8 protein-coding genes are annotated in these 12703 nt (G+C 59.1%); all 8 read right to left on the reverse strand.

Going from position 1 to position 12703, the window contains the following annotated elements; all coding sequences use genetic code 11:
- Positions 1-79 precede the first annotated feature (79 nt).
- The 8 genes from VEH04_15770 to VEH04_15805 all read right to left on the reverse strand — a co-directional run bounded on the left by VEH04_15770 (position 80) and on the right by VEH04_15805 (position 12557).
- Positions 80-3598 (reverse strand): pyruvate carboxylase, encoded by a 3519-nt coding sequence (locus VEH04_15770; GenBank protein ID HYG24236.1) that lies wholly within the window; start codon positions 3596-3598, stop codon positions 80-82.
- 195 nt (positions 3599-3793) lie between these two features.
- Complete coding sequence (locus VEH04_15775; GenBank protein ID HYG24237.1) at positions 3794-4642, reverse strand: formyltetrahydrofolate deformylase; 849 nt, start codon at positions 4640-4642, stop codon at positions 3794-3796.
- 295 nt (positions 4643-4937) lie between these two features.
- A complete protein-coding gene (locus tag VEH04_15780) occupies positions 4938-6989 on the reverse strand; it encodes an endonuclease/exonuclease/phosphatase family protein (GenBank protein HYG24238.1) in 2052 nt (683 codons plus the stop codon).
- A gap of 80 nt (positions 6990-7069) precedes the next feature.
- Positions 7070-7753 carry a hypothetical protein gene (locus VEH04_15785; protein HYG24239.1) on the reverse strand — a complete coding sequence of 228 codons (684 nt, stop codon included), beginning with the start codon at positions 7751-7753 and terminating at the stop codon, positions 7070-7072.
- Positions 7750-8442 carry an endonuclease III gene (gene nth / locus VEH04_15790; protein HYG24240.1) on the reverse strand — a complete coding sequence of 231 codons (693 nt, stop codon included), beginning with the start codon at positions 8440-8442 and terminating at the stop codon, positions 7750-7752. Before nth ends, VEH04_15785 begins: the two co-directional genes overlap by 4 nt.
- A 479-nt stretch (positions 8443-8921) precedes the next feature.
- Positions 8922-11201 carry a hypothetical protein gene (locus tag VEH04_15795; GenBank protein ID HYG24241.1) on the reverse strand — a complete coding sequence of 760 codons (2280 nt, stop codon included), beginning with the start codon at positions 11199-11201 and terminating at the stop codon, positions 8922-8924.
- 37 nt (positions 11202-11238) lie between these two features.
- Entirely contained in the window at positions 11239-11991 is a 753-nt protein-coding gene (locus VEH04_15800; GenBank protein HYG24242.1) for a DUF481 domain-containing protein, read from the reverse strand.
- Between the two features lie 65 nt (positions 11992-12056).
- Positions 12057-12557: a hypothetical protein gene (locus tag VEH04_15805; protein ID HYG24243.1), complete on the reverse strand. Its 501-nt coding sequence runs from the start codon at positions 12555-12557 to the stop codon at positions 12057-12059.
- Positions 12558-12703 lie beyond the last annotated feature (146 nt).

The following is a 12703-nucleotide window of genomic DNA, read 5'->3' on the forward strand; positions in this document are numbered from 1 at the left end:
CGTTCTTCAACTGCGCTCAGTTCCCGTGCAGAACCATTCGCAACGAACGGAGATAATCCAGGTGATCTCTTTGGCGTCGTCAACGAGCCTTCAATCGCAACAGCAGATCCTTGCTCTCGACGGTGTCGCCCACCTGCACGTTGATCGCGTCCACAATCCCGTCTGCCGACGCGTAAACGGTCGTCTGCATCTTCATCGCTTCCATCATCAGCAGCTTGTCTCCCTTGGCAACCTTCGCACCCACCGTCACGGAGATCGCAGCGATCAGGCCCGGGATTGGAGCGGCGGCCTGAAGCGGATCCGCGACGTCTGCCTTCGGACGGGACTTGGCCTGCGGGATGATCTTTTTGTCCGCGATGAACGCCTCGCGTGTCATGCCGTTCAACTCATACGTCACCGTGCGGCGGCCGTCCTTGTCGGGCTCGCTTACGTTCACCAGCCGCACGATCAGCGTCTTGCCTTCTTCAATCTCAAACGTGATCTCTTCGCGCAATCGCAACCCGTAAAAGAATGCAGGCGTTGGCAGCACGCTGACGTCGCTGAATTCGCGGCGATGTTTGATGAACCCCGCAAAGACCTGCGGATACATGAGGTGCGAGTAAAGGTCGTCGTCCGTGGCCTCCCGCTTCAACGTCTCGGAGAGCTCACGGCGAAGCTTCTCCAGGTTGGCCGGGGTGGCGACTGCGCCGGGCACAACCCCCTTCCGATAGTCCTTTTGCGCCTGTGCCGCGCGTTTTTCGCCGAGAACGACGCGCTGCACCTCCGCGGGCCATCCCCCGTCAGGCCAGCCGATCCCGCCGCTCATCATATCCACGACCGATTCAGGAAAGCTCTGCGAGCCCGGCTCGAGGTTCACGACGTCCGCAGGCCGGATGCCGCGACTGAACAGAAACAGCGCCATGTCGCCCACGACCTTGCTGCTTGGCGTCACTTTGACGATGTCGCCAAAAAGTTGGTTCACCTCCGCGTACGTGCGCGCGATCTCGGGCCAGCGATGCGCAACGCCCATGCTGTTGGCCTGTTCCTTGAGATTTGTATACTGGCCGCCGGGCATTTCGTGCAGGTAGACCTCGGCACTCCCCGTCTTGGGCGCGGTGTCGAACGGATGATAATATTCGCGCACGCGTTCCCAGTAATCAGAAAATTCGCCGAGCGCCGCGATGTCCAGTCCCGTATCGCGGCGAGTGTGTTCGAGCGCCGCGACAATGGAGTTGAGATTGGGCTGGCTCGTCGAACCCGACATCGATCCCATGGCAAGGTCGACGATGTCGACGTTGGCGTCGCACGCCTCCAGGATGGCGGCGGCCTGCACGCCGGCGGTGTCGTGCGTATGAAAATGGATCGGAATGCCAATCTCTTCCTTCAGGGCCTTCACCAGCTGATACGCAGCGTAAGGGCGGCAGAGGCCGGCCATATCCTTGATTGCGAGAATGTGCGCGCCCATCTTCTCCAGCTCCTTCGCAAGCTTCACATAATATTTCAGCGAATACTTGCTGCGCCGCGCGTCGAGAATATCGCCCGTGTAACAGATGGCCGCTTCGCACACGGCGTGCGTCTCCTGCACCGCGTCCATTGCCACGCGCAGGTTGGGCGTGTAATTGAGGGAGTCGAAGATGCGGAAGATGTCGATGCCTGAGGCGGCAGCGTGTTTCACAAAGCCCGCGACGACATTCTCCGGGTAATTCGAATAGCCGACTGCGTTTGAGCCGCGGAACAACATTTGAAAACAAATGTTCGGAATACGCGCGCGCAACTGGCGCAGGCGTTCCCATGGATCCTCATTCAGGAACCGCATCGTGGTGTCGAAAGTCGCGCCTCCCCACATTTCGAGCGAGAACAACCCGGGCGCGCGGCGCGCCACAGCGTCGCCCACCGCCAGCATGTCATGCGTGCGGACGCGGGTCGCCATCAGCGATTGATGCGCATCGCGCATGGTGGTGTCGGTGACCAGCAGGCGCCGCTGCTTGCGCGCCCATTCGGCAAACCCCTTGGCCCCCAGCTTCAACAGAAGGTCGCGCGTTCCCGCAGGCGGCGGCGCCTTGTGGTCGAATGCCACAGGCGTTGCCGGAACAGGCGGTTTGTCCGGCGTGTAACCCTTGGCGTGCGGATTGCCATTGACGATCACATTGCCCAGGAAGTTCAGGAGCTTGGTCGCGCGGTCGCGGCGGGTCCGGAAATGAAACAGCTCAGGCGACGTGTCGATCATCGTCGTCGTTGCCTGCCCGCTGCGGAACTGCTCGTGATGAATTACGTTTTCCAGGAAAGGAATGTTTGTCTTCACCCCGCGGATGCGGAATTCCGAAAGCGCCCGGTGCATGCGGTGCATTGCGGTTTCGTATGTGTGCGCGCTCGCAATCACCTTCACCAGCATGGAATCGTAAAAGGGCGTGATGATGGCGCCGCCGTAACCCATCCCGCCATCGAGCCGAATGCCAAAGCCGCCCGGGGAGCGATACGCGAGGATCTTTCCGTAATCGGGCATGAATCGGTTCTCAGGATCCTCGGTGGTGACGCGGCATTGGATGGCGTAACCGTTGCGGGGAATGTCGGGTTGCAACGGCATGTTCACTTCAGGCCCGTGCAAAGGATAACCTTCGGCAATCAGGATCTGGGCGCGAACGAGGTCGAGGCCCGTGATGACTTCCGTGACGGTGTGCTCAACCTGGATGCGCGGGTTCATCTCGATGAAAAACCATTCGTGGTTGTCGAGGTCGTATAGAAACTCGATCGTTCCCGCGTTGTCGTATCGAATTTCCCGCGCAATGCGCGCGGCAGCATCGCAGAGCTCCTTGATCACACTGCGGGGCAACCCAAAGCTCGGCGCCACTTCCACGACCTTTTGGTGGCGGCGCTGCACGGAACAATCGCGCTCGTGCAGATGAATGACGTTGCCGTGTTGATCGCCGAGAATCTGCACTTCAATGTGCTTGGCTCGGGGAATGTATTTCTCCAGAAACACCGACGGATTCCCGAACGCGCGCTCCGCTTCCGAACGCGCCTCCTCCAGCAGGCTCGCGAGATCCGACGCCTTGTGCACGACGCGCATGCCGCGCCCGCCGCCGCCAAACGCGGCCTTGATGATCAGCGGGAAGCCGATTTCCTTCGCCGCCTTCAACGCTGCATCCCGTTCTGTGATGGCCGTTTCAACACCGGGAAGGACGGGAACATTGATCTTCCGGGCCAGCGCGCGCGCTGCGGTTTTGTCGCCCATCATCTCGAGGAGTTCAGGGCGCGGACCGACGAAGGCGATTCCAGCTTTCGCGCATGCGCGGGCAAAGTCCGGGTTCTCGGAAAGAAAACCGTATCCTGGATGGATCGCATCGATGCCCTTCTCCTTTGCAACAGCAACGATGCCTTCAATGTCGAGGTACGCCGCAACCGGCCCCTTGCCTGAGCCAACGAGATAAGCTTCATCGGCTTTGAAGCGATGGAGGCAAAATCGATCTTCGGCGGCGTAGATCGCAACGGTTCGGAGGTTCAACTCAGTCCCTGCGCGGAAAATTCGGATGGCGATTTCGCTGCGGTTGGCAGCCATCAACTTCTTGAACGTGCGCGCCGCTTTAGGCGACGAAGGTTCACTTCGGACGGGTGTGGTCATGCGCCACGTTATATACGGGGCAAAGGGAAAACCGGAAAGCGCAAAGCGGCGTAGCGCAGGTCTCCCACCCGGTCCACCCTCCGCAGCAGGCTGCTGCGGAGGAAGGGCGATACAGCAGACTCGGAGGTCTGCGCGGCGCGACGCCGGCTCGCGATCCGGTTGCGTGGCGAAAGCGGCGCAGGATTTAAATGGCCTTCAAACTTCCCTGACCACGCCCCAATAAACATCGAGGCGTTTCGTCAGATAGAGCCGCACGGCCTTCAGCAGAATCTCTGATTCGAGCTTCTGGCCTGCTGCGACGATCTCCTTCAACGTCCATTCGGGATGCACACGGAAGCTGCCCTGCGCGATGATTGGGCCTTCATCCAGGTGCATGCTGACGAAATGAGCGGTCACTCCCGCGATCTTCACGCCATGCTCGTAGGCCTGCCGATACGCTTGCGCGCCTGGGAAGCTTGGGAGGAGAGATGGATGAATGTTGATGATCTTGTTTTTGAATCGCCACGCGACGTTGGGCGAAAGGATTTTCATGAAGCGGGCGAGGACCAGGAAATCGATTTCGTTCTCGTCGAGCAGCCGCAGCAGGTGCGCCTCGGCGTCCGCGCGTTCGTTCCATGGAATCAACACAAACGGCAGCTTGTGCTCGCGCGCGATGGGTTCCAAGTCCGGGCGATTGCTGATCACGATGACAGGTTCTGCGCGATTCAATCGACCCTGCCGCACCGCGCGGAGGAGCGCCTCGAGGCAATGCGGCTCACGGGTGACGAGAATGGCCATGCGCTGGCGCCGCGATGGATTGGTCAGGCGCATTCGAATTTCCATCTGCAGCACCTTCGCGAGGTCGGCCAATCCGCTCTGGAGGGTTTGGGCGTCGAGTTGCTCCTCCTTCCAGGATGCCTGGAGTGTCATGCTGAATTGCCCCCGCGTCACCTGCTCCTCAAGCGCTTCAATGTTGGCATGCTGTTCGAAGAGAAAACTGGTGACGCGTGCGATGACCCCCGTCTTGTCGCGGCCGATCACCGTAATGGTGGCGAACTGCTTCATGAGCCGCCAATGAAACGAAATTGAGCGGGTGGCGAAAGATAAAACTGCCACCCCGCCCAAGTGAAGACCACGAATCACACAGCGTGTCAGAGCCGCAACAAAAACGGAAAAGAGGGAAAAGGGGTTTAGGCGAATTACGCAAATTTTCGCGATTGAAGAGAGGAAGGTTATCGGGTTTGAATCTTTCACCTCTCCGCCCGAAACCGCTGATTGAAGCCGTCTTTTTATTTCGTGTGATTAGTGTATTTCGTGGTTGAACCTCTTTTTCGGAGCGGCGTTCGGTCCCGTCCCACAGCTACTGCGGTCCGATGCCCACACGAAGAAAACCGGATGACTCCTGTGGATGAACCGGCATGGTTGTTTCCACCTGTTCCGCCGTGACTTCCGATACCATATTCCAATTCACCAGATTCGCAGATTGTTCGACGTGATACCGCTGGCCGGGCACTGACGAGAAGCTGAGGTCAATGCCAATCCTGGTTCGTGTGATTCTCAGGAACGGTTGCCGCCTGAATGGATTTGCAAAGCGGATCAGCACTGGCAAATGGTCCGATGCAACGCGGCTGTCGGTCCAATAGAGATTCTGTGGCAGGACATCCAAAACGTCGGAACGAAATAGTTCGCTGCTCACCACGTTCGACCATAGCAGGCTGGACGGCAGAATGTAATCGTAGCGTCGCGTGAAGCCGTTCGGCGATTGCGTGCTGAACGTCAGTTCACTCCCGCCCGAAATTTCAAGTGGCGTGGTCAGGTGCAATCCAGTGCCCGGGTTGACGAGCCGTTCGACCGATCCCAGCCGGCTCGGTGGCGGCCGCATCAAGTCTTCATTGAAATCACCCGTCAGAACATAGGGAGCCATCGGGTGCGTGGCCCTGAACGTGGTTGCGAAGAAATTCGATATCGCAGCGGTCTCACCTGTGCGCTGTCGCGCTGCGGCAGTGTCCTGGCCCGACTTCAAGTGGACTGTGAATACGTGCAACGGTTCAGGCAATCCCGGCACGGCAATCTCGGCCTCAAACAGGTCGCGCTTCAAGGTCTCGTTCGGAACACCATACGGTTCAAGACTGGCGCCGTGCAGCCAGCTGCGCGCCGCGAGGATCGGATACCGGCTGATGATGGCGCTGCGGATCGATCCATCGTCACTTGAGTTCGTAGCCAGGTGAAATCCAGCGCGGAAAGCCTTAACAAAATGTTCCATCTGCGCAGTGCCGTTGTTGGTCACCGGAATCTCCTGCAGCGCGAGAATGTCGGGGTTCAAGAATTGAACGATCCTCCCAATCGCGCGCACCTGTGGCGAGTTCGTCGTCCAGTTCAACACGCCGTTTCCATGAAGATTATAGTTCAGCAGTGAGAACGCAGCGGGTGCGGCGACACGCACGTTCAACGAAACGGGCGCGGTGAACGCCGCGTCGATGACATTGCTGACCTGAACGTGGTAGAACCCCGAATCCGCGAACTCCGCTCGTGGAAGAGTGAGGGTGGATCCTTGGGCTCCCGCGAGCAGAAAGCCGTCTCGAAACCATTGGAACGACGGCGGCGGATCCGCCTGCGCACGCACTTCAAGGACTGTGGGGCTTCCCTGCAGGACGAGCTGATTGGCTGGCCCATCCAGCACGAGAGGCGCGTATAGATTGGGTGCGGCTGGCAGAACGTCGATGAATCGTGTTCCAACACGCAGGTCGTCGATCTCGATCGAACCAATCCCCGCCGCCTGCCGGAATGCATACGCAGCTACGTTGAACGAGTCCGCTGGTTCCGACACGACAACGTGAAAATCCGCTTCGGAGATGGGATCGATCCAGAGCTTCGTCGCCGCATTGCTGTTCACGAGGCGCGTCACGACCACGTAATCCGCGTTCAGATTCAGCTCAAAAGGCCATACGGCGGCAGGAGCGGAACCGCTGGCGGAGGAGAGGCCGATTCGAATTTTTCCGGGGCTTGCAGCTGGCGAGAAAATCCAGATGCGCCCGCATATCGCCGTCGCGGAGTTGCCTTTGAAATGCGCAACGTAACCGCCCGCCGACCCTGGCGGGGCTGTGACCCGCAAACGAAAGCTGCTGTAGAAACGATTCGTCGAGTCGCCACTCGCGAACGGCCCACCCGCGAGCGCGGCGTTGACGTCTTCGGTGTTGAACCCGTTCAACACGAGCCTGCCTGAACTGACCACAGCCTGGCCTGGAGCTCCGCTATGTGTCTGCCAAATGGCAGAGGCTGCCGTGAGCGCGGCGTCGGGGTACGAAAACTCCTCGTTCAACAGGACGCCACCATGCAGCAACTGATGACATGTGAAGAAGATAATGATGGTAAGAACGATCCCTCCCCTTGCTTTCCCTGTTCCCTGAAGCATGCGGGAATCCTTGTGAAGATCAGCCTGCGCGTCAAAAGAATTCCGCGTCGTCGCGAACGCCGATGGCAACACCCATCATGTCACCGCTTTTCGTTGTAACTTGATTGCGAATACTTGCTGGCGGCGAGCTGAGCGGCCGTTGCGGTCAGCGTGTCATCCAGTCCGCATTCGTGCCAATCGATCCCGTGGTGTTTCGCCGCCACGTCGAGCATCGCCCGCTCCCAATCCGCACGCATGAGCGACACAGGCGGCGGTTGCACAGAGCCCTGGATCAGCAGGCCGTCGCGCGTGCGTCGCTGCGCTGCGCCTGCGATCTTGCGGCCGTTCCAGAGAACATCGAATTGTTCGTGGCCGGCGAAACATTGCCCGGGCGCCGACTTTCGACAGCAGGGCGCCAACTCGGTTTTGACGCCGAGGACGCTGAATGCATCCACGATCCACGCGTGAATGCGTTGGTAACTTTCAATGGCCTTCAGTTCATACCATGCGTGCCCCGGGGGAACTGCCGCACTATACGTCCAGTCCGCATCGTGCGGCACAATGCCGCCGCCCGTTGGTCGCCGAATCAGCGGGCGCAGCATCGTTGTCGCTGAGACTTCGGAATACTTTTGAAAGTAGCCAAACGTCGCTGCGGGTTCGATCCAGCCGTAAAATCTGAGAACTGGCGCGCCCAGGTTCGGTGCGGAAACCAACAACGTCTCATCGAGCGCCATATTGAAAGCGGACTCGCAAAGCCCCGGCTTGAGAAGCAGCCAGCGGTTCACTCGGCGCCCTTCTTCCTGGCAGTCGTCAGCAGCGGATCCGTCACGCCGATTCGCGGACACAACGCCAGCACCTCGCAGTTGGGGCAATCGGGCTTTCGCGCGTAACAACGCCGGCGTCCGTGCCAGATGAGGAGGTGACTGAACAATGTCCAATGGACTTCCGGAACGAGTTGCATCAAAGCCGACTCGACCTTCACTGGATCGGTTTCACGCGTAAGGCCCAGACGCAGTGAGAGACGTCCGACGTGCGTGTCCACGACCACGCCCACGGGTGTGTTGAAGGCGTTGCCGAGAACAACATTCGCGGTCTTGCGGCCGACACCGCCGAGTTCGACGAGACTTTCCATCGTGCGCGGAACCTCGCCGCCGTGCTGACTCACGATCGCCTGGCAGCACGCCTTGATGCTCCTTGCCTTGTTGCGGTAAAAGCCCGTGCTCTTGATGTCCTGCTCGAGCGTGCCTAGGTCTGCGGAGGCAAAATCAGCGGCCGACCGGTACTTCTTGAACAAGCCGGCTGTGACGATGTTCACGCGCTTGTCTGTGCATTGCGCGGAAAGGATGGTCGCGATCAGCAATTCCAGCGGATTCGAAAAATTCAGTTCGCAATGCGCATCGGGGTAGGCGGATTGCAAGCGGGAAATGATTTTTCCCGTTCGCTCAATTTTCGCCTGAAGTGATTCGCGCGGCATGGCGGCAACTGTACGGCGGGCTTTGCATTCGGGCAAGCGATGGCACCACAGCGAAACAGACAGCGCGGCAGAGCCGCAGCCGAAACGGGAAGCGGTAAAACGGTTTGCGCGAATTACGGGAATGGAAGAGAGGAACCTTAACCACGGATGGACACGGAGGAACACAAATCAACGGCGAAAGAGTTGCATGACCACGAAAAACACGAATCACACGAAACAAAAAGCCCATTCTTCCACGCAAGCCAAAGACGAATTTGACCGCGGGTTGCAACGGATACCTAAGGCCACACGGTCTTACGCGAATTTCACGAATTGTCGCGAATTAACGGCAGAGTTGTTAACCAAGGATGAACACGGGTTAGAAGAACAAAATCCCACTCCTCTCTCTGCTACCTCTGCTTGCTCCTGTTCAATGCCGTTTGCCGTTCCCGACTTTCGCGGCCTTCGCGTCGTTCCCATGAAGCCTCTTGGTCTTTGCCTCAATTGCTTGCGGCGGGAAGATCGGTTGAAACGCCAGACTCTGCAGGCACCGAGTTGGTCGGCGCGATTGTGGCTGGTGTGTAGGCGGCTTGTTTCAGGATCCGCGGATAGTGCCGGCCTGTGGCCTTATGGACGATCATGTCCAGCAAGGTGAAGTGGTTCAAAAGGCTGAGTACGAACGCGATGGCAACGAGCGTCAGCACAATCTTCGGCCAGCTGGTAGGCGCGTCGCCGAAGCGGTCGGTCGCGATCGCCGCGCCCTCCGGGAGCGCCGCCACCTGCGTCAGTGAAGCTCCGAACGGCACGTTCAATCGCGCCTTGGCGTTTACTGCCCAGCCGTTTGCATCGAGAATCGGGCCGAGATTCCGTTTTCGGAGCTTCAGCCAGGCGATGATCATGGACGGCGTTGAAATGAGCAGCACCAACCCTGTCACGACGAGGCACAGCTTCCAGAATGGGAGCATGAAAATCCCAGTCGCATACCCAAGCAGCGAGGTGATTAAAGCTCCAATCCCAGCGATTGCCACGCTGATCGCAGCAACCGTTCCGACATCCACCTTTTTCGGCGCAGGTCCAGTCTTGTCGAGATTTGCCGTTGCACTTGCCGCCGACGCGAGCTTCTCGTTCGCCTTGGCGTCCGCGGCGGCGGCGCGCTTGGCCACCTGTTCCTCGATAAGGCGGACGAGCTTCTTGTATGGCGACCAAAACGCCTGGCGCAGGCTGATGGGATTATCGACGATTTTCGTGATGGTCGCGTCCCAGTCGCGGCCTTTGCGGTCGTAGAATAATCCGTTGCGGCCGACCATGAGATTATCCGAATCGCCATTCGACACGATGGCCACAATCGAGCGCTTTTCACCTGTGGCTTTCCGCACGCAGTCGCAATACGCCAGATAGGCGCCTGCAAGGCCGGCCATAAGCGCGTGTTTGGCGGCATCTTCAACAGCGATGCACAATGCGCAGGCACGCTGGTCGAGGTAGAGAACACCACATTGGAAAATCGCGGCGCGGCCGTCAGCGTCGTAGAAGTCCCGGAAGTTGACGAAGTTCTCGCACAGCCGATGAAGGTCGCGCACATAACGGGCGAGCTTCTCAACGTTCGCGATGGATGAGGCTTGAGGCTCCAGGGCCTTGTCCTGCGCAATCACTTCGCCCAGCCGCTGCTGCGCATCGCTGCCGAGAATTTCCCGGACGCGAGCGATTCCCAGTTTTTCGACAATGGCACCAGCCTTTGCCGCCTGCCATTCATCGTAGCGCGCGAGCTTTGCCTGCAGTGCAAGCCAGTCGGCCTCGGTCAATTCTGACTTGTCACCGAGCAACGGCTGAACAGCGCTTGCTTTGAACGTTGCCATGGCGGCAGCGTGGGCGGGATTGATTCCTGTCGTGAGGGAGAGGGGTTTGCCCGGGGCAACGTGTGCAAGCGGGAAACCCGCCGCTTCAGAAGCATTGAGGCTCAAGTCTGCCCCCGCAAACGCTGCGTAATCTTCTTCACGTCGATTTAACGCAGGCAAGGAGCGCGCATCAAACGCAGCCAGCCGCGCCCGCCCAAAGTAATCGTCCACCTTGCCCTTCACTGCCTTCACCGAAGCGCTCGCAGCCGGGGTGGCGCCGCCCAAGGGCAGCAGGGCTGCGCTGTCGGTGTCGCCTTGCTTCGTCCATCCATCGAAGGCCGCGCATGCTGCGAAGAACTGATCGATGTGGGCCTGGTCGATTCCCGGTTTCCCAGAACGATCGGCAACCGTTCCGCAACATTCCTGGATTTCCGCAATCACCTTTCGCAGCGGTCCCTCTGGCGCTGATTCCGCAATGATTACGCCATCACCATTGAACGTCGTGTTCGCGAAGATGCGTGTCGCGTCTGAGGCGTCCGCCAGGGCGATTGTCGGCGACTGCGCATTGCCAAGGTTCTCGTTAATTTGTCGCGCCGATGCGAGCAGCTTTTCCCCTTCGGGCGTGGCTGTGCTGATGGCATCCAGCGGAACAGAGTCGCCGCCTTTGACGAGTACATCCGGATTCTTGAGCAACCCGCCCGCCCACTTCACAGCGGCTATCAATTCTGGCGCCCGGATCCGTCCGTCCTTGTCAGCGTCAACGAGGGCGAGCGTTTTCGGATCAAATTCCAGTCCACTCGCGGGGCTCGCCAGGGCGACCCAAAGCTTTTGGTCCAGCTCATCGAGGCGCATCAGGTCTGCGCCACTGTCGAGCCTGACCTGGTCGAAACCGCCCGCCCGAAAAAAACGCCAGACGTGCGTTGGCCGCGCTTTGTTGATGTTCAGCATGGCTGCCCTTTCTCGAGCTCCCGTGAGTGCGTGGAGATCAGAATTTATACGCAATTGCGGTGACCCATTTCAGGTCGTTCTCATCCCGGCCGGGAGCAGGTTCGTTGTCGTAAGTGTCCTGGATGAAACTGCGCAGGCTGAAGCTTTCCGTCAGGTCGGCTTCGATCCCTATCTCGGCATTCAGGAGGAAGTTGTCGAAGTCGTCGACCTGGGGCAGGAACTCCACCGACTGCCAGATTCGGGCGCGGTCGTTGATCTTGAAGTTGAATTTCTCAGCCAGGCGGAGAGCGAGGTAATTGTCCTCTTCACCATCGAGCCGTTCGAGCACGTAGCTCGGGCCGGCTTCAACGCTAAGGTCCATGCGATCTTCCTTGATCAGGTAATAGCCGGCCCCAGGGCTGAGCGTGATGCGATAATCCACGTTTGCAACGTCATCATGGAGCGCTTCGAGACGGCCATAGCCATACAGACGCTCATTGAAGAGGTGATTGTATTGGCCGAACGCGCGCGCGGAACTGGCAGTCGTCTCTTCCTCGCCGTCGATTTCCGTCGTCCCGTAGGCAGCATCGGCCCCGAGACTGATCTCGTGCTGGTCCCATTTCTTTCCCGTGGAAAGATTGAGGGTACCCATCACGGTTTCGCTGTTGCCGCGTGTCATCGTGAGCCCAAACGCAGCGCTGCTCTTCCAGGCCGTGGGATCATCGGCGGGGGCCTGGGCAATGGCGGGTTGGGTGGATGTCGCAGCAGCTACGGCAGCCGCGAAGCAGGGGAGCATGGATTTGTATTTCATGGTTGCTTTTGGATCACTAAACGCGGCAAACGGCCTTGAACCTTATCAGCCGTGTCATTGCCGGGTTATTTTCTGAACAATTGATTGATCGCTGACGAGGCATTTGTGACGGCCTGGTTCGACAACGATTGCACCTGACGCTTGAGATCCTCAACCGCCTGCTTCTGCTCGGGAGACAAGTTGAGACGGGAAAGTTCCTTCAGGTTTTTGACAGCGTCTTCCCAGCGCTGGTCCTTGACCATCAGGCGCGCCTTTTCGATCAACTGCTCGGTCTCGTCCTTGAAAGCGGCGATGGCCGGACCTGCGGCTGCTATGGAGTTGCTGGCGGTTTGTGTGACTTGTGCCTGAATGCGGCCCGCGGTTGCGCGCGCGTCCGCAGTTGCCTGCTGTGCCGTCGCCTTGAGTTCGGATGCAGCGCCGGAGGCCGCTGCCTTGAGCTTCGTCGCCGTGGATTCAGATTCCTTCGCGGGCGGACTAACGGATTCCGAATTCGAATTCTTATCGCACCCGTTCAGAATCAGAAGGGCACCAACGGACAAAGCGGCAAGTTCCTTCTTGATGGTCATGTCGGCCGCAGTAGAAGCCGACTGATGCGATCTCCGCAAGCGCAATCCGCTGTTCCGCCAAGGGGCGGGCGCATCCTGGCAGCGGCCGCAGCCCAACCTTCAGGGTGCTTCAATGGCCGCTTTGGATCGTTTGGAATGATTGCCCT

The sequence above is a fragment of the Verrucomicrobiia bacterium genome (genome assembly GCA_035629175.1).
Lineage (GTDB): Bacteria > Verrucomicrobiota > Verrucomicrobiia > Limisphaerales > DASXHY01 > DASXHY01.

Coding starts and splice junctions, on each gene's coding strand:
- VEH04_15770 (HYG24236.1), bottom strand. CDS start 3,598: ATGACCACACCCGTCCGAAGTGAACCTTCGTCGCCTAAAGCGGCGCGC.
- VEH04_15775 (HYG24237.1), bottom strand. CDS start 4,642: ATGAAGCAGTTCGCCACCATTACGGTGATCGGCCGCGACAAGACGGGG.
- VEH04_15780 (HYG24238.1), bottom strand. CDS start 6,989: ATGCTTCAGGGAACAGGGAAAGCAAGGGGAGGGATCGTTCTTACCATC.
- nth (HYG24240.1), bottom strand. CDS start 8,442: ATGCCGCGCGAATCACTTCAGGCGAAAATTGAGCGAACGGGAAAAATC.
- VEH04_15795 (HYG24241.1), bottom strand. CDS start 11,201: ATGCTGAACATCAACAAAGCGCGGCCAACGCACGTCTGGCGTTTTTTT.
- VEH04_15800 (HYG24242.1), bottom strand. CDS start 11,991: ATGAAATACAAATCCATGCTCCCCTGCTTCGCGGCTGCCGTAGCTGCT.
- VEH04_15805 (HYG24243.1), bottom strand. CDS start 12,557: ATGACCATCAAGAAGGAACTTGCCGCTTTGTCCGTTGGTGCCCTTCTG.